Below are 16,890 nucleotides of genomic sequence, written 5' to 3'. Positions count from 1 at the left end.
TTAGCGCAAGGTCCGCGACAGCCACACCACGCGTCCGATCACGTCGACCGACGCCGCCGTGATCGGGGGATAAGCGGGATTGTCGCTGACGATCCTGTACCCGTCTGCGGTTTTGGACACGCGCTTCACCAGTAGCACCCCGTCCCGCCGCAGCACGAAGATCGCCGGGCTGGCGCTGACCCGCGTGTCGCGTTCGTCGATCACGATCTGGTCGCCATCGGCGATCGTCGGCAGCATCGAATCGCCGCGCGCGCGCAGCATTGCCGCGTGCGCGGGACGCAGCCGCAAATCGTCGAGCAAGCGCGGGTCGAGCAACATCTCCGCCACGCCCGGATCATCGGCGGCAACCGTCCCCGGCCCCGCCGACACCTCGACATCGAGGCGCCGGATCGTCGCCATCGGCGTTGACGGCGTGCCCCCCAGCTCGGCTGCATCCACCCGAAAATAAGCGGCGAGCAGGGCACGGTCGCGGTCCGCCAGATCGCGCGGCGTCCCCCGCCGGACATATTGCTGCAGATACGCATCGTTACGCCGCAGCATCCGCGACAGCGCAGCATAGCTCGCCGTATCGGCATCGATCAGCGCCGCCAGCCGCGCCCGGGGATCGCCTCGCTCCATAGCCGACACGATAGCCATAGGAAATTTCCTAGACAAGTTGGAAAATGGAACAGATCGTGAACTTCAGCGCGAATCACGGGAGATGGGACATGTCGGTGCTGCAGAAAATCGATCGCTATTTGAAGGCCACGGCAATGCCACCGACCAAGTTCGGGCGGCTCGCGGTGCGCGACCCGCGTCTTGTCCACGATCTCAGGCGCGGCCGCGAGCCCGGCCCCCGCATGGTGCGCCGGATCGAGGCCTTCCTCGCCGCGCAACAGGTGCAGCCATGAGCCGCGGCCCCGATGCCGCCACGCTGCTGCGCCGCGCGCTGGAACGCGATGCGCGCGCAGGGATGTGCCATTACGATCGGTGCCCTGCACAGCACGCGCTGGGCCAGCGCGACCTTTATCGGCGCGCAGCATCGGCTGACGCTGGACGCGCCCGACGATGCCGCGCTGGCGCACTGGCTCGGGGCACTGCCCGAAGTGGAATTGACGCTGCGTGGTCATCTCGTCGCCGATGCCATGGTGACCGCGATCGCGCGGAGCGACGGACGCGCCGAGGCGACGATCGAGGTGCTGACGGTCGAAGCCTGACGCCGCGAGCGGGCGCGGTGGATTGTCGCGCGCGCGCGGCCCGGCTACGGCTGCGCTATGTCCAACCCGCGCATCATTGCCGTGACCCTTGACGAGCGCACCATCCTGTGGCGCTCGGCCGATATCGAGCAGGAACGGCGGATCGCGATCTTCGACCTGATCGAGGGCAACCATTTTGCGCCGCAAAAGGCCTATCCCGATGGCTATGTCGGCCCGTACAAGATCGATCTGACGGTCGAGGAAGGGCGGCTCGGCATCGGGATCCACCGCGAGGATGGCACCCATCTCGAAACCTATATCCTTGGCATGGGGCGCTTCCGCCGCCCGATCAAAGACTATTTCGCGATTTGCGACAGCTATTATCAGGCGATCCGCAACGCCACGCCTGCGCAGATCGAGACGGTCGATATGGCGCGGCGCGGCATCCACAATGACGCCGCCGCGTTGCTGAAAGAGCGGCTGGAGGGCAAGATCGACATCGATTTCGATACGGCACGCCGCCTGTTCACGCTGATTTGCGTCCTGCACATCAAAGGGTAAAGCGGGCGGCATGGGGCGTTGGAAAAAGCGGATCGGCCTGGCCGGTGCCGCCATCATCACCATCGGTGTGGCATATGCGGCAGGCTGGACCTGGATGCACCATTGGCGGCCGTCCGACAAATACGCCTTTCAAGGCGTCGATGTCGCCGAGGCGAACGGCGCGATCGACTGGTGGGCGGTAAAGCGCGCGGGGGCCGATTTCGCCTATGTCCGCGTTACCAGTGGTGCCGACCGACGCGATGCCCGCTTTCAGGAAAATTGGGCCGCCCTCTACGAAACGGGGCTGCGGCGCGGTGCGAGCCATTTGTATTCGATCTGTCGCCTCGCCACCGATCAGGCCAATCTGTTCAACACCACCGTGCCACGCGACGACAGCGCCCTGCCCGCCGCGCTCGAACTCGACTTCGCGGCGGATTGCCCCACGCGCCCGGCCCCGCAGATCGTGCTCGACGAACTGCGCCGCTATATCACCATGGTCGAATCGCACACCGGCAAGCCCGTGCTGCTCAAGGTCAGCAAGGCCTTTGACGCGGCTTACGGTGTGACACTGGCGATCCCGCGCCCGGTCTGGGCGGTGCAGGATTTCTTTCCGCCCGATTATCCGGCACGACGCTGGCGGATGTGGCAGGCAAACGGCACGCGGCGCATCGACGGCGTCGACGGGCCGATCCATTGGGACGTAGTGGCACCATGACCGAAGACAGCACCCGCGACACGCTGATTGCCGCCGCCCGCGCCGCCGCGCGCAACGCGCACGCGCCCTATTCGCGCTTCGCCGTGGGCGCGGCGGTACTGCTGGCGGACGGGCGCATCGTGACCGGGGCCAATTTCGAAAATGCCAGCTATGGCCTGTCGCTCTGCGCCGAGACGGTTGCACTCGCCACCGTCAACAGTGGCGGAAGCCTGCGCGAGGTGGTGGCGATTGGTGTGATTGGCGGGGCGATGGACGCGGATGGCCGCCCGACCGGCAGCACCCCGGTTGGCCCATGCGGGCGCTGCCGCCAGGTCATCAACGAAGCCGCCGATATGGCGGGGCGCGACATCATCGTGTGGTGCGGTGCCGCCGAGGGCGATGCGGTCGAGCGACGTACCCATTCCGAACTGCTGCCACACGCCTTCGGGCCAAAGGATCTGGGCTTGGGCGCTGCGGGGTAGCCGCGCGAGACGAATGTGGCAGCCCCCTTGCCCGCATCGGGATTTCCAGCGAAACGCGGGGACCGAAGACCGACACCATAGGGGAATCATTCGCATGTCGATCATGTCCGACCGCTGGATCCGCGAGCAAGCGCTCGCCACCGGCATGATCGAGCCGTTCGTCGATGGCCAGAAGCGCGAAGGCTGCATCAGCTACGGCCTGTCCTCCTATGGCTATGACGCGCGCGTGTCGGACGAGTTCAAGATCTTCACCAACATCGACAGCGTCATCGTCGACCCCAAGGATTTCGCAGCAAACAGCTTCGTCGACCGCAAGACCGACGTCTGCATCATCCCGCCCAACAGCTTCGCGCTGGCGCGCACGGTCGAATATTTCCGCATCCCGCGCGACGTGCTGGTCATCTGCCTCGGCAAATCGACCTATGCACGCTGCGGCATCATCGTGAATGTCACCCCGCTGGAACCCGGCTGGGAGGGGCATGTCACGCTGGAATTTTCCAACACCACCCCGCTCCCGGCCAAGATCTACGCCAATGAAGGGGCGTGCCAGTTCCTGTTCCTCGAAGGCAATGAGCCGTGCGAGACCAGCTATGCCGACCGTGCGGGCAAATATATGGGCCAACGCGGGGTGACACTGCCGCGGTTGTAATGCCCTTCGATCGCGACGCTTAAGCCGCCCCGAAAAAGTAACTGGTCCCCACGATCGAGCGGATTACCTTGTCGGGCATCGCGGCCAGCGCGGCGGCGACGAACGTTTCGCCGGAGCAGTGACCGGGAATGATATAATCCGGGTTGATTGCCTGCATCAGCGCGAGCGTTTCCATCGCCTGATCGCGCGTCTGTGGGGGAACGAGGTGAAACCCGCCGACGATCGCATGGACCTTATCGACGCCCGAGACGGCTTGCGCGCGTCGTACCGTGTTAATGATGCCGCGATGGCTACACGACCCGATCACCACCAGTCCGCGCCCGGCAACATGGAATGCCGTGCCCAATTCATGCTCGGCATCATCGACGACGAAGGGTCTGTCGCGCTTGGCAAGGTCGAGCAACCTTCTATCGCAATTCTGACCGGGAAGCATGCCCGTGGGCACGCGCGGGCGCTCGGGCGAGACGAACGGGATACGGCCCGTGGTAAAACCGTGCCCTGCCACGACCTGCGAATCGCCCGAGACGATGAGATCGATCCCGGCGCGCCCTATCGACGCTCGGTCGATTGCGCCAAAGGGCGAGCCATCGGGCTCTGTGCCCCGCAGGCGAGCGCAAAAGGCTTCCTCGCCTCCTACTAATAACGGGGTGCGGCGGCGGACCTTTCCCGTGGCCAGGAAGCCGTAAAGCCCGCCAAAATGATCGTAATGGCCATGGCTCAGCACCATCGCGTCAATCGCACCGGGATCGACACCGAGCAGCGCCATATTGTTGAGCAATGCCGCCGCAGTATAGCCAAAGTCGATGAGGGTCGTATGTGTACTCGCACCCACCGACGACCGTGCCAAAAGCGAATAGCCCCACTGGCCGGCAAAAGCCGTGTGATAATCTGCGGTAATCGGTGGCGGAACCACCCGGATTCCCGGTCGCGTTACTGAGGCACCGAACACACCGGTCGTGCTATCGATCAGAACCGTCAGGTGCAGTCGATCGACCACAGGCACCAGAAGCGGCGGTGCCGCGCCGATCGGAAAGGCGGGCATCAAGGCGGCGCCCGTCAGCGCCAGCAAGGATCGGCGATTCAGGTCCACAACGTCCTCCCTATCCGCGCGACACAAGCCTGACAGATCGCCAGTTGGTCCGCAATATTGGCAGCGGCAGTCGCGTCGGTCTCAAACAAAAAAGGCGGCCCCGAAGGACCGCCCTGATTGTGCATCGACAGATCGTAAGCGATCAGAAATCGTTGCGATATTGCTCGTTGCCGATGAAGCCGAGCTTCGAGACGTTCGAACGCTTGATGATCGCCAGAACCTTGTCGACCTTCTCATACTTCGCCGCCGGGTCGGGCTGGAAATGCAGCTCGGGCTCGGGGTTGAGCTGGGTCGTCTGCACCAGATATTGCTGCAGCGTCGCCTCGTCGGTCGGCGCGCCGTTCCACAGGATCACGCCGTCCGGCTGGATGACGATCTTGTTCTTTTGTGGGTCGACGTCAGGCTTCTTCGCGGATGGATCGTTGATCGGAAGATCGACCTTCACCGCGTGCGTCTGGATCGGAATGGTAATAATGAACATGATGAGCAAGACGAGCATGACGTCAATCAGCGGCGTCGTGTTCATGTCCATCATGGGCTCGCCTTCGGCGCCGCCACTGCTGATTGCCATGTCAAATACTCCTTGGTGCTACCGCACGCATTACGCCGACGGGCCACCCGTGGGGGGCGGTTCCGAAATGAAGCCGACCTTGGCGAAACCAGCCGACTGCATCGTGTAGATCGCGCCACCGATGCAGCGATACGGCGTTTCCACGTCACCGCGGATATGCGCCTCGGGCAGATCTTCGGTCGTCAAATTCTGAGCACCGCCGGCCTTTTTGACAATCTCTTCGAGCTTGTCGGTCGCGCGCTTGAGCAGCTCTTCGTGCGTAACCCGCGTCAAACCCCAATAGATCGCGCACTTGCCGTCGCTATCCTTGGTGATCGAGAGCGAGACGTTCTCGGGCTTGGTCACGGTCGGGTCGTACCGCACGTCCGGCAGCTTCAGCTTGACCGACTGCACGATCGCCGGAACCGTGATGAGGAAGATGATGAGCAACACCAGCATGACGTCGACGAGCGGCGTCGTATTGATGTCGGACATCGGGGCGTCATCGCCGCCGCCACCTGTACTAATCGCCATGAAAGGCCATCCTATTCGTATCGGTCAGGCCACCCGATAAAGCCGGGCGGCGAAAGAAACGGGGCCGCCGCTGGGAGCGGCCCCGCTCGGTACTCTTAGACGCGGGTCTGCACGCCGCCGGCCTGGCCAGCCGTGGTCGTGGCAGGCTTCGGCGCAGTTGCGGTCGGAGCCTTCTTGCCGGGAGCGACCGGACGCACCGCACCGTTCGAGGCGAGGTAGCCGAGCACGTCGTTCGAGAACGCGCTGAGATGCTCGGCAATGCCCTTGTTGCGGCGCTGCAGGAAGTTGAAGGCGAGCACGGCGGGAACCGCGACGACCAGACCGAAGGCGGTCATGATCAGCGATTCACCGACCGGACCTGCGACCTTGTCGATCGATGCCTGGCCAGCCTGGCCGATGCCGATCAGCGCGCGGTAAATACCGAGCACCGTACCGAACAGGCCGACGAACGGAGCCGTTGCACCGACCGTGGCGAGGAAGGCGAGACCGCCACCGAGCTGCGAGTTGATCGCTGCTTCCGAACGCTGCAGCGAACCGTGCAGCCAGTCATGCGCTTCGACCGGATCGGTCAGGCGCGAATGCTGTTCCTGCGCTTCGATGCCGTCGTCGACGATCTGCTTGTAGGCCGAGTTCTTCTCGAGCTTGGCAGCGCCTTCGCGCAGCGAGTTCGCATTCCAGAAGGTCGCACGGACGCGACGGCCCTGGTTGATGATCTTCTGCTGCTCGAACAGCTTTGTGAACAGGATGTAGAGCGTGAAGAACAGGAAGATGGTCAGGATTGCAGCCGTCGTCCAGGTGACGGGGCCGCCCTGCTTCATCGCGTTCATGAAGCCGAAATTGTCAGCAGCCGATGCACCGGCAGCGAGAATGGTGGTGGACATTGCGAAGACTTCCTTCTCGAAAAATGCCCGTGCGCCTCACCCCGGAGCACGCACGGGTGGATGGTTTATTGAGGCAAGCGCCAAACGACGTTACGCGAAGACGACGAGCGGATCGGATTGCCCGCACTGTCCAGGGCAGGCGTATACCGCCCGCGCCGCGTAATGTTCGAGCAAGCAGCGCGATCGAGCGAAGCGTTACCGCTCGATGCGACCACTACGCAGTTCTCGACACGGCCAGCGGTGTTGATTTCCCACTTGATCTTGCTCGTGCCCTGCGCCTCGGCGCTCAGTGCGTCCGAAGGATAGTCATCCGTCGTAACCCATTGCGACGGGTCGCCCTTGGGACCGGCCTGCTTGTTGATCGTCGGCGCTGGCGGAGCAGCAACCGGAACCGGGGCAGGCGCTGCGGCGCGCGGCGTAATCACCAACGCGGGCGGCGGTACGGCAACCGAGACCACAGGAGGGGGCGGTGCCGTGACGCGCACGATCGGCGGCGGCGACACGACCGGCGGGGTCTGAAGCTGCGGCTGCTCGGGCGGCGGGGGCGGCGGTTTGTCGGGTGGGGGCGGCGGTGGTTCGACGACGTCGAAGGTGTTCAGCTTTTCGGTAACCTTCTTGATGTATTTGAAGGTCAGACCGTTCACGAAACCCCACGCGAACAGCGCGACAATGATCGACACGATCACGATCGAAACCACGCGGCTGCCACTCGTATTGCGATCAGCGTAAGCCATTCAGAAACGAAACTCCTCTTTTCCGGTCACGACGGTCCAAGCCGATCCGTAACGTCCGCTCGTTATTCCGGCCTGCCATGGGCTAATATATCCTGGACAGGCCCAACCTCTATCGCGCCGAAAACAACGACGCAAACGCTTTGTCTCACGCAACAAACGTACAACCGCCGCATGGCAGAATTATTTCTGTATAAAAAATGCTTCCTCGGATACCCGTTGGGAATGCCAAAGTTCCCAAAAATCGCCCTGACCGCCGCAATTGTCGGACTTTCCGCCCCCTCCGCCGTTGCAGCGCAACATGCTCCGATCGCTGCGGAAAGTGCCGCGCCAGCGCCCGCTTATGCCGATTATGCGGACCTCGTCGTCGCGGCTCCGGTCATCGTCGATGCGACCATTCGCAGCACTGTCCGGCTCAAGCCGACCGATTCGGCGGTCCTCCCGCCCACTATGGCGCGCCTTTATGTGGAAGCCGACGTCTCGGCACTGATTCGCGGCACCGACGCCATGCCCGCGCGGCTTGGCTATACGCTGGACGTGCCGCTCGACGCCCATGGCCGCGCCCCGCAATATCGCAAGAGCCGCGTATTGCTGTTCGCGCGGGCGGTGGCGGACCAAAACGGGCAGATTCAGCTCATTCGCCCCGACGCGCAGCGCGGCTGGACGGTCGCTGGCGAGGCGTTGACGCGGCGAATCGTTCGCGAAACGCTCGCCCCCGAGGCTCCGCCAACGGTGACGGGTATCGCCAACGCCTTTCACACACCGGGCGACCTGCCCGGCTCGGGGGAAACGCAAATCTTCCTGTCGACGGCGGGCAACCGCCCGATTTCGCTGACGATCGAGCGCAAGGCGGGCGAAGCGCCGCGCTGGTCGGTCGCCTTGAGCGAAGTGGTGGATGCCGCCGCGCCACCGCCGCCGCGCGATACGCTATTATGGTATCGGCTGGCGTGCAGCTTGCCCGCGACCTTGCCCGACGCCGTGCTGCACTCGTCCGGCGACGATGCGACGGTCGCCCGCGAGGATTATGCCCTGGTCATCACTGCGCTTGGGGCCTGCGATCGCGGCGGACGCCCCTAATCGCGTGCGCCGATGCGCAACACCTGGCCCGTCGAAGATGTCGCCGCTGCCAGAAAGCGCGCGGCGGCGAGGACATCGTCCGCACACACGCCATCAGCGAGATCGAGCGCGGCCACGCGCATAGCCGGTGCGGCGTCGATCGCGATCGGGCCAATGCCTGCGATCAGCAATGCCCGGTCCAATGTTGGGACGGTTTCGGCAATGATGAGCAACGACAATCCGCCATCAGCCCGCGAATCGGATATCGTATGCCGAAGGTCGACGAGCGCAGCGGCATCGGCGGCGATCACGACGCGCGCCTGCCCCGCCAACGCCGCCGCCACCGCCTGCGTCACCGGCGGTTCCGCACCAGGGTGATCCCGATCGATTCGCCCGCCTCGGCGATGGCGAGCTTGACGATCGACACCTCGACCCGCGTCACGCGGGCATCCTGCAGGAACAGCGTTTCGCAAATATGTTCGGCAACCGCCTCGACCAGCGTGAAATGCACGCCGGTGGGCAGCGCCGTCGTCGCGGCATGTTTCAGATCGAGATAGTTTTTGGAGGCCGACAGCGGCGTATCGGGATCGAAACGATCGGGCACCGCCAAATCCACCGTCAGCGAAATGCGCAGCGGTTGCGGCAGATGCGTCTCCTCCGAATAGATGCCGGTCAGCACCATCACTTCGAGATCATGGACGTTCAGCGTCAGGCGGTCGGTCAAATCTGGCCCTTCTTGTCGATATGGGCGCGCGCCATAGCAGATCGCGGGCGCAGGGGAACCGTCACGCGGCGGCGCTGCTCCGCGCCGATGCGGCCGCGTGCCACCGCCGCAGATTGCCGAGGCCTTCCGGCACCGCCAGCCGCGCGGCCTTGGCGAAGTCGATCGTCACCAGCGCCGTGATATCCGCGAAGCTGTAGGCATCGGTCGCAATCCAGGCGCGCGTCGCCAGTTGCGCATCGAGCGCGGTGGAAAACGCCGCCCATAAAATGCCGCCACGCTCGGCCAGCTCTGGAATTTGCGGGATGGCGGGCCATTTGCCCGCAACGCCGCGATCGCGAAACGCCTCGCGCTGGTTGCGCAGGACATAGACGACTGCGGCATAGCCTTCCTGCTCGATCCGCCGAGTCCACGATTCGATCCGCGCAATGTCGAGCGCGCTCTCGCCGAACAACGATGGCGCTGGCTGCAGCGCCTCGAAATACCGACAAATCGCCGACGATTCGCACAACACCTCGCCGGAATCGAGTTCGAGCGCGGGCACCACCCCACGCGGATTGATCGCGAGAAACGCAGCGCCCAGATGCTCATCGCTGCGCAAATCGACCGGCACGCGGTCGACCTCGATTCCCTTTTCCGCCAGATAGATGCGAACGCGGCGCGGGCTTGGTGCCCAGGCGGCATCATAAAGTTTCACGAAGACTCTCCCCATTCGCCTTGCGTTCGGCGCGGTGGAGGCTAAAGCGCGCGGCCCCTTCGGTCTATGGGCCCGTTCCAGCGGGACACGGAAGGGGCGAGGAAACCGCCGTGATCGAATATGTGCCGATTGCCGATGTCGCGCCCGCTGCTGTCGAGGGACTGCTCGACCGTGCCTTCGGACCCGACCGCCATGAGCGCACCGCCTACCGCATTCGCGCCGGGATGGAGGCGATTGCCGCGCTGAGCTTCGCCGCGCTCGACGATGGCGCGCTGGTCGGCACCATCCAATGCTGGCCGATCCGCTTTGTCGGGGATGACGGGCAGGATGTCGCGATGGTGCAGCTTGGCCCGGTCGCAGTCGAGCCCGGACGGCAGCAAGGCGGCATCGGGCGCGCGCTCACCGCCCAGGCGCTGGCGGCGTCGGAACAGGCCGGTCTGGCCGACGCGATCACGCTGATCGGCGATCCCGAATATTATGGCCGCTTCTTCGGTTTCGATGCGGCGCGCACGGCGGAATGGCGCGTGCCCGGCCCGGTCGAGCGGCATCGCCTGCTCGCGCGCGGCGGCAAAGTGCCGAACGGGGCGGGCCTGCTCGCGCCGCGGATCACCGCGCTCGCCTGACGCGGGTTTACGCAACGCGCCGCCTGCCCTACCGCCGCTGCCATGCCGATGGAGCCGATCCCCGATCTCGCCGCTTTGTCGCTCGCCGACATTGCGCGCCTTGCCGAAGCGCGCAAACTGCCGCCGGTCGAGCGCTGGAACCCCACGCATTGCGGCGACAGTGAAATGCGCATCGCGCGCGATGGCACCTGGTTCCACCAGGGCTCGCCGATCGGGCGCGAGGCGATGGTGCGATTGTTCTCGACGATCCTGCGGCGCGAAGCCGATGGCAGCTATGTTCTCGTCACCCCGGTCGAGAAGCTCGACATCGTGGTCGAGGATGCGCCCTTCGTCGCGGTCGAGATGAAGGTGTCGGGCGAAGGCAAGGCTGCGACGCTCACCTTCCGGCTCAACACTGGCGATCTGGTCACCGCCGATGCCGACCATGCGCTGCGCTTCGAGCCACGCGAGGATGGTCCGCGTCCCTATCTGCACGTCCGCGCCGGGCTCGATGCGGTGGTCGCGCGCGCGGTCTATTACGATCTGGCGCAACGCGCGATCGACGGCGGCGACGTCCCGCCCGGCGTATGGAGCGCGGGCATGTTCTTTCCGCTGGAGCCCTCCGCATGACGCTCGTTTCCCGTTTGCAGCAGGCACTGGCCACGGGCCATGCCGATACGGTGCTGTTGACCGGCGACCATGTCGATCCCGATGCGATCGTCACCACGCTTGCACAGGCGGCGGTGCTGATCCCGGTCACCGACCGCGCCGAACCGGGCGTCATCCTGACGCGGCGCACCGACACGCTGTCGCGCCATGCCGGGCAGATTGCCTTTCCCGGCGGCCGGATCGATCCGGGCGATGCCGGGCCGGTCGCGGCGGCCTTGCGCGAAGCCGAGGAGGAAATCGCCCTGCCGCGCACCCACGTCCGTATCGTCGGCGAGGCAGACCGCTATCGCACCGTCACCGGGTTCGAGGTGACACCGGTGATCGGCGTGGTGCCGCCCGATCTGGCGTTCATCCCGGCCGCAGCCGAGGTTGCGGAGGTGTTCGAGGTTCCGCTCGGCTTCCTGCTCGATTCGGGCAACCATATCGAGGCGAGCGTCGAGTGGCAGGGCCGCAACCGCCATTATTATGAGATTTTCTGGGGGGACCATCGCATCTGGGGCGCAACCGCCGCCATGATCGTCAACCTCTCCCGGCGGCTGCGATGGACGGCCTGACGCTGCCCGATGCGCCCTGGCGGCAGCGCGCGGGGCTGGCCGAATTGTGCGCGGTGCTTGGGGCCGCGCGTGGCGACGCGCGCTTCGTCGGCGGGGCGGTGCGCGATTCGCTGCTTGGGCTGGACGTTGCCGATGTCGATCTGGCGACACGCCACCCGCCCGAGGATGTGATCGACCTGCTCGCGCGCGCGCGGATTCGCGCGGTGCCGACGGGTCTTGCCCATGGCACGATCACGGCGGTGCTGGCGGATGGCTCTCCAGTCGAAGTCACGACCTTGCGCAGCGACGTGGCAACCGACGGCCGCCATGCCACCGTCGCCTTCACCGACGATTGGCGCGAGGATGCCGCGCGCCGCGATTTCACGATCAACGCGCTCTATGCCGATCCACAGACGGGCGAAATCTTCGACTATTTCGACGGCCTGGCCGATCTGGCGGCGCACCGCGTGCGCTTCATCGGGGATCCGTTGCAGCGCATCGCCGAGGATCATTTGCGCATCCTGCGCTTCTTCCGCTTCCACGCGCGCTTTGGCGATGCGCCGGATGCGGCGGGGCTGGATGCCTGCACTGCGCGCGCCAACGATCTGATGGCGCTGTCGCGCGAACGGATCGCGGCGGAACTGCTCAAGCTGCTGGTCGCCCCCAACGCGGTGGCGACGCTGCGGCTGATGGTTGAGCGCGGCATCTTCCGCCCGGTCCTGCCCGAAATCACCGGCGGGGGTGTCGAGGCCTTTGCCGACGTTGCGGGCAGCGAGACGCTGGCGGGCCTCACCCCCGATCCGATCCGTCGCCTCGCCGCTGTGCTCCCGCGCGATGCGAAGGTCGGCGAGGATGTCGCCGCGCGGCTGAAACTGTCAAACGCGCAGCGCAAACGCATCGTGTCCGCACTGACGCCCGATCTCGCCGCCCCGCAGGCGCTCTCCTATCGGCTGGGCCAGGACGGCGCGATCGACCGCGTGCTGCTGCATACCCCGGCGGCGATGGAGCGCGTGCTGGCGGTGCGCCAGATCCTCGATTGGGTCGCGCCGAGCTTCCCGATCCATGGCGGAGCGCTGGTCGCGCGCGGAGTCGACAAAGGGCCCGATGTCGCGCGGTTGCTGAAACTGGTCGAACATCAGTGGATCGCCGAGGATTTTCCGTCAGCCGAGCGCGCCAATGCCATTGCCGATGCGGCCGTCGCTCAATTCCTGAGCGACTCCAGCATCGCATAGGCTGCTTCCGCCTCCAGCGGGCGCGCGTACAGATAGCCCTGGCCATAGGTACACCCCAACGCCGCCAGCGTTTGCGACAATTCGTTGGTCTCGATTCCCTCGGCGGTGGTCTTCATGCCCAGCGCCTGCGCGAGCGACAGGATCGCGCGCACGATCGCGATCTTGTCGCGGTCCGCCAGCATCCCCGTCACGAAGCTGCGGTCGATCTTGAGAATGTCGATCGGCAGTTTCTGGAGATAGGCAAGGTTGGAATAGCCAGTGCCGAAATCATCCATCGCGATGGTGGTGCCCAGCGCCTTCAGCGCGTGCATGATGCCGGCCATGCGGTCCGGGTCGGTCACCAGCGCGCTTTCGGTCAGTTCCAGCGTGAAGCGCGATCCGTCCAGCCCGTAAGCCGCAAGCGCCGATTGCACGACCGGCGCAATCGCATCGCGCTGCAACTGGATCGCGGAGAGGTTGACCGCGAGCTTGACCCCGCAATCGCCCCCCATCCGCGCATCCCATTGCGCCAGCGTCGCCGCCGCTTCCTGAATCGCCCAGCGCCCGAGCGGAACGATCAGCCCCGATTCCTCGGCCACCGGAATAAAATCGTTGGGCGAATATTCGATTCCGGCTTCGTCGCGCCAGCGCGCCAGCGATTCGAACGACACCAGCCGCCCGGTCGCGAGATCGCAGATCGGTTGATAGGTCAGCCGCATCTGCCCACGCTCGATCGCGCGGCGCAGCGCGGTCTCCATGCCGAATTGCTCGCGCGCAATGTCGAACGCCTGGGTCTGATACGCCTCGGTCTTGCCCGTTCCCTTCGAACGTTTGACCGCAAACTGCGCGTGGCGGATCAATTCCTCGCCATCGTCGATCGCCGCCGTGCCGAACGCGATGCCGATCGAACAGGCCACGCGAATCTCGAAATCCGACAGGCGGAACGGCGTGGACAGCGCGCCCTGAATCCGCTTGGCGACATGATCCGCATCGCCCGGCCCATCCTCCAGCGTCAGGAGAATGCCGAATTCATCACCGCCGGTTCGCGCCAATACGTCCTGCGCCCGCAACGCCCCCTTCAAGCGACGCGCGACGGTGATGAGCAGTTCATCCCCCGCCATCGACCCCAGGCACGCATTGACCCGGCTGAAACGATCGAGATCGATGACCAGAACGGCATAACGCGTGCGCGACGCGGGCTCGTCGAGCAAGGTTTCAAGCCGATCGCTGAACCCCGCTCGGTTGGGCAGGCCGGTCAAACTGTCGGTCAGCATTTCCCGACGCAAATTGTGCTCGGTCCGCAATTCGGCGGTTTGGTCAACCAGGATCAGGACGCAGCGCTGATCGGGATTGATCGCCAGTCGCGCCAGGGTGGCCTGATAATAATGGCAATCGACCGCGTCGCCATATTCGATCGGAAATTCGGCGCGGAGCGAATCGCTGCGAATAAAGTCGGCGATCCGTTGCTCGATTTGCGCGACCAGCGAGCGCCGCCGGTCGCCAATGCCAAGCCCTGCAATTTCATAAGCGCGGTTGGCGGCCTGCACCACCACCCCCGTTTCGTGCAGCGCCAGCATCACCGCCGGCACCGGCAACAGCTCGATAACGCGCGATGCCAACATCAGCGACGGCGCATGCGCATTGTCCTGCGTCAGCGCATCCGCCGCAGTCGAATGGTTCAAAGCAGGATGCGAAACGAACGCCATTGTCGTAGCGATAGCGCGCAATCGTTAAGAACCCGCTCAACCTTCCGGTTTTTCAGTACGTTGGTGAAATGACACCGCTGGTACTGGCGCGTGCTAGAAGCGGTTGTCGCGCGGGAATCCGTTGGGTGGCATTCGCCCCGCAGCGCCCCGTGCGGCCCGCCATGGTGCAAGATCGGTTTCGGTACGGGTGCGCCCGCTCTCGCCGCCCATCGGCCAGCTCAATCCATCGGCAAACACGAAGGTCGTCGCATCGGATAACCCGCCATCGCGGAAGCGCATCAACTGCACCCCCTGCCCGCGCGCCATTTCCGCCAGTTCGGTCAGCGGGAACACGAGCAAGCGCCGATTGTCGCCGATCGCCGCGACATAATCGGCCTCCGGCGCGACCGGGCGGACGACCTTGAGCTTGGCCCCGATCCGGGGCGTGACGACGGTCTTGCCCTTGCGCGTCTCGGCGATGATGTCGGCGGTGCGGACGATAAAGCCGCGCCCATCGCTCGCCGCGACCAGCAATTTCTCGGCAATGCCTGCACGGAAAATATCGACGATACCGACGTCGCCATCGAGATCGATCATCAACCGCACCGGCTCGCCAAAGCCGCGCCCGCCGGGCAATTTGTCGGCCGCCAGCGTGTAAAAACGCCCGTTTTCGGCGGCGACGATGATCTTGTCGGTGGTGTGCGCTGTGAAATCGAACAAGGCGGCATCGCCTTCCTTGAACTTTACCGCCGCAACCCCTGCGGCATCGACATGCCCCTTCATCGCGCGGATCCAGCCGCGCTGCGACAGAATCACGGTGATCGGCTCGCGCTCGATCATCGCCTCGAGCGGGATGTCGCGCGCCGGGGCCGCCTCGGCCACGGTGGTGCGCCGCTTGCCGAGCTTGGTCTCGGGGCCATAACGCTCGCGCAATTTGGTGAAGTCGCGCTTCAGCCGCGTGCGCTGGCGTGCCTCGCTGCCGAGCAACGCCTCCAGCCCGGCACGCTCCGCCTCCAGCGTGTCGCGCTCCTTGCGCAACTCCATTTCCTCCAGCCGCCGCAAGCTGCGCAGCCGCATGTTGAGGATCGCCTCGGCCTGGCGCTCGTTCAGGTCGAACTCCGCCATCATCACCGGCTTGGGCTCATCCTCGGTGCGAATGATCTCGATCACGCGGTCGAGGTTGAGATAGGCGACGATATAGCCGTGCAGCAGCTCGATCCGGTCGGCGATCTTGGACAGGCGATGCGTGGTGCGCCGCTGCAGCACGATGAACTGATGCGCCACCCATTCCTGCAACGCCTGGCGCAAACTCATCACGCGCGGCGTGCGGTTGGCATCGAGCACGTTGAGGTTGAGGCTGAAGCGGACTTCGAGGTCCGACATTTTGAACAGGCTTTCCATCAGCATATCGGCCTCGACCGTGCGACTGCGCGGTTCGATGACGATGCGGATTTCCGAATCCGATTCATCGCGGATGTCGGCCAGGATCGGCAGCTTCTTGTCGTTGACGATCGCCGCGATCTGCTCGATCAATTTGCCCTTCTGGATACCATAAGGGATTTCGGTGACGATCGCATTCCAGGTGCCACGCCCTTGATCCTCGACATGCCAGCGTGCCCGCACGCGGAAACCCCCGCGACCGGTGGCATAGGCCTCGGCGATCGACACCGGGCTGTGGACGACCAACCCACCGGTCGGGAAATCGGGCCCCTTGATATGCTCCAGCAGCGCCGCATCCTCGGCGTGTGGATTGTCGATCAGCAGGATCGCCGCATCGAACAGTTCGGCGGCGTTGTGCGGCGGGATACTGGTGGCCATGCCAACCGCGATTCCCGCCGCACCGTTTGCGAGCAGGTTGGGGAAAGCTCCAGGGAAAAGCTCAGGCTCCTGCTCTTCATTATTATAGGTGGGTTTGAAGCCGACAGCGTCTTCGTCGAGCCCTTCCATCAAATCCATGGCGACTTGGGTCAGTCGCGCCTCGGTGTAGCGGAAGGCGGCGGCGTTATCGCCGTCGATATTACCGAAATTCCCCTGGCCCTCAACCAACGGATACCGCACCGAAAAATCCTGCGCGAGCCGGACCATCGCGTCATAGACCGAGGAATCGCCATGCGGATGATATTTGCCGATCACCTCGCCGACCACGCGCGCCGATTTCTTGTAGGCGGTGTTCGGGTCCATCCGCAGCTGGCGCATCGCCCAGAGCAAGCGGCGATGCACCGGCTTCATCCCGTCGCGCACATCCGGCAGCGAGCGTGCGGTGATCGTCGACAGCGCGTAGACCAGATAGCGGTCGCTGAGCGCGCTATCGAACGGCGAGTCCACGATGGCTTGGAAGGGATCGGTCAAATCGGTCGGCATGTGTCCGCGATAGCAGCCGCATTCGCAGG

The 16,890-nt window shown here is 64.8% G+C and carries 22 protein-coding genes; 11 read left to right on the top strand and 11 right to left on the bottom strand.

What is annotated here, in order from left to right; all coding sequences use genetic code 11:
• Positions 1-636, bottom strand: coding sequence for a S24 family peptidase (locus ON00_RS17155; protein WP_010407974.1), 636 nt, complete (start codon positions 634-636; stop codon positions 1-3).
• A 71-nt stretch (positions 637-707) separates the two neighbouring features.
• Here ON00_RS17155 and ON00_RS17150 point away from each other — a divergent pair, with 71 nt between their 5' ends.
• The 6 genes from ON00_RS17150 to dcd all read left to right on the top strand — a co-directional run bounded on the left by ON00_RS17150 (position 708) and on the right by dcd (position 3,540).
• Positions 708-890 carry a hypothetical protein gene (locus ON00_RS17150; protein ID WP_029623047.1) on the top strand — a complete coding sequence of 61 codons (183 nt, stop codon included), beginning with the start codon at positions 708-710 and terminating at the stop codon, positions 888-890.
• Positions 891-902: 12 nt separating this feature from the next.
• Complete coding sequence (locus tag ON00_RS17145) at positions 903-1,196, top strand: hypothetical protein (RefSeq protein WP_245535596.1); 294 nt, start codon at positions 903-905, stop codon at positions 1,194-1,196.
• 57 nt (positions 1,197-1,253) lie between these two features.
• Positions 1,254-1,736 (top strand): UPF0262 family protein, encoded by a 483-nt coding sequence (locus tag ON00_RS17140; protein WP_010407968.1) that lies wholly within the window; start codon positions 1,254-1,256, stop codon positions 1,734-1,736.
• Positions 1,737-1,746: 10 nt separating this feature from the next.
• Positions 1,747-2,430: a GH25 family lysozyme gene (locus ON00_RS17135; RefSeq protein WP_010407966.1), complete on the top strand. Its 684-nt coding sequence runs from the start codon at positions 1,747-1,749 to the stop codon at positions 2,428-2,430.
• On the top strand, positions 2,427-2,891 hold the full coding sequence (locus tag ON00_RS17130) for a cytidine deaminase (protein ID WP_010407964.1): 465 nt from the start codon (positions 2,427-2,429) through the stop codon (positions 2,889-2,891). Before ON00_RS17135 ends, ON00_RS17130 begins: the two co-directional genes overlap by 4 nt.
• A 94-nt stretch (positions 2,892-2,985) precedes the next feature.
• Positions 2,986-3,540: a dCTP deaminase gene (gene dcd / locus ON00_RS17125; protein WP_010407963.1), complete on the top strand. Its 555-nt coding sequence runs from the start codon at positions 2,986-2,988 to the stop codon at positions 3,538-3,540.
• Between the two features lie 19 nt (positions 3,541-3,559).
• Here dcd and ON00_RS17120 read toward each other — a convergent pair whose 3' ends face one another.
• The 5 genes from ON00_RS17120 to ON00_RS17100 all read right to left on the bottom strand — a co-directional run bounded on the left by ON00_RS17120 (position 3,560) and on the right by ON00_RS17100 (position 7,329).
• On the bottom strand, positions 3,560-4,630 hold the full coding sequence (locus ON00_RS17120) for an MBL fold metallo-hydrolase (RefSeq protein ID WP_010407961.1): 1,071 nt from the start codon (positions 4,628-4,630) through the stop codon (positions 3,560-3,562).
• A 142-nt stretch (positions 4,631-4,772) separates the two neighbouring features.
• Positions 4,773-5,201: an ExbD/TolR family protein gene (locus ON00_RS17115; protein ID WP_010407958.1), complete on the bottom strand. Its 429-nt coding sequence runs from the start codon at positions 5,199-5,201 to the stop codon at positions 4,773-4,775.
• 30 nt (positions 5,202-5,231) lie between these two features.
• Entirely contained in the window at positions 5,232-5,714 is a 483-nt protein-coding gene (locus ON00_RS17110; protein ID WP_010407956.1) for an ExbD/TolR family protein, read from the bottom strand.
• Positions 5,715-5,809: 95 nt separating this feature from the next.
• Entirely contained in the window at positions 5,810-6,595 is a 786-nt protein-coding gene (locus ON00_RS17105) for a MotA/TolQ/ExbB proton channel family protein (RefSeq protein ID WP_010407954.1), read from the bottom strand.
• A 65-nt stretch (positions 6,596-6,660) separates the two neighbouring features.
• Positions 6,661-7,329 carry an energy transducer TonB gene (locus tag ON00_RS17100; protein ID WP_010407952.1) on the bottom strand — a complete coding sequence of 223 codons (669 nt, stop codon included), beginning with the start codon at positions 7,327-7,329 and terminating at the stop codon, positions 6,661-6,663.
• A gap of 222 nt (positions 7,330-7,551) precedes the next feature.
• On the opposite strand from ON00_RS17100, the gene ON00_RS17095 reads away from it, so the two are divergent.
• Entirely contained in the window at positions 7,552-8,403 is an 852-nt protein-coding gene (locus ON00_RS17095) for a hypothetical protein (protein WP_010407950.1), read from the top strand.
• Here ON00_RS17095 and ON00_RS17090 read toward each other — a convergent pair.
• The 3 genes from ON00_RS17090 to ON00_RS17080 form a co-directional block, all read right to left on the bottom strand.
• Positions 8,400-8,738, bottom strand: a complete 339-nt coding sequence (locus tag ON00_RS17090) for a Rossmann fold domain-containing protein (RefSeq protein WP_010407948.1) — start codon at positions 8,736-8,738, stop codon at positions 8,400-8,402. The two genes, ON00_RS17095 and ON00_RS17090, sit on opposite strands and share 4 nt — an antisense overlap.
• Positions 8,735-9,106, bottom strand: coding sequence for a dihydroneopterin aldolase (locus ON00_RS17085; protein ID WP_010407946.1), 372 nt, complete (start codon positions 9,104-9,106; stop codon positions 8,735-8,737). Before ON00_RS17085 ends, ON00_RS17090 begins: the two co-directional genes overlap by 4 nt.
• Positions 9,107-9,167: 61 nt before the next feature.
• Positions 9,168-9,800 (bottom strand): glutathione S-transferase family protein, encoded by a 633-nt coding sequence (locus tag ON00_RS17080; protein ID WP_010407944.1) that lies wholly within the window; start codon positions 9,798-9,800, stop codon positions 9,168-9,170.
• A gap of 110 nt (positions 9,801-9,910) precedes the next feature.
• On the opposite strand from ON00_RS17080, the gene ON00_RS17075 reads away from it, so the two are divergent.
• From ON00_RS17075 to ON00_RS17060, 4 genes are read left to right on the top strand one after another with little or no spacing between them, the layout of a single operon-like run.
• Complete coding sequence (locus ON00_RS17075) at positions 9,911-10,423, top strand: GNAT family N-acetyltransferase (protein WP_010407942.1); 513 nt, start codon at positions 9,911-9,913, stop codon at positions 10,421-10,423.
• A gap of 42 nt (positions 10,424-10,465) precedes the next feature.
• Entirely contained in the window at positions 10,466-11,032 is a 567-nt protein-coding gene (locus ON00_RS17070; protein ID WP_029623043.1) for a DUF1285 domain-containing protein, read from the top strand.
• Positions 11,029-11,625: a CoA pyrophosphatase gene (locus ON00_RS17065; protein ID WP_010407937.1), complete on the top strand. Its 597-nt coding sequence runs from the start codon at positions 11,029-11,031 to the stop codon at positions 11,623-11,625. The genes ON00_RS17070 and ON00_RS17065 overlap by 4 nt, the downstream gene beginning before the upstream one ends.
• Complete coding sequence (locus tag ON00_RS17060; protein ID WP_010407935.1) at positions 11,613-12,836, top strand: CCA tRNA nucleotidyltransferase; 1,224 nt, start codon at positions 11,613-11,615, stop codon at positions 12,834-12,836. Before ON00_RS17065 ends, ON00_RS17060 begins: the two co-directional genes overlap by 13 nt.
• Here the strand turns inward: ON00_RS17060 and ON00_RS17055 are convergent.
• Both ON00_RS17055 and parC read right to left on the bottom strand, forming a co-directional pair.
• Positions 12,806-14,437: a putative bifunctional diguanylate cyclase/phosphodiesterase gene (locus ON00_RS17055; RefSeq protein ID WP_211207177.1), complete on the bottom strand. Its 1,632-nt coding sequence runs from the start codon at positions 14,435-14,437 to the stop codon at positions 12,806-12,808. The genes ON00_RS17060 and ON00_RS17055 overlap by 31 nt on opposite strands.
• Before the next feature lie 177 nt (positions 14,438-14,614).
• A complete protein-coding gene (gene parC, locus ON00_RS17050) occupies positions 14,615-16,861 on the bottom strand; it encodes a DNA topoisomerase IV subunit A (protein ID WP_010407929.1) in 2,247 nt (748 codons plus the stop codon).
• Between the last annotated feature and the right edge of the window lie 29 nt (positions 16,862-16,890).

It is taken from the genome of Sphingomonas echinoides ATCC 14820 (assembly GCF_000241465.1).
GTDB lineage: Bacteria > Pseudomonadota > Alphaproteobacteria > Sphingomonadales > Sphingomonadaceae > Sphingomonas > Sphingomonas echinoides.
The sequence above is the reverse complement of the archived record's forward strand: the minus strand, read 5'-3'. Positions and strand labels throughout refer to the sequence as shown.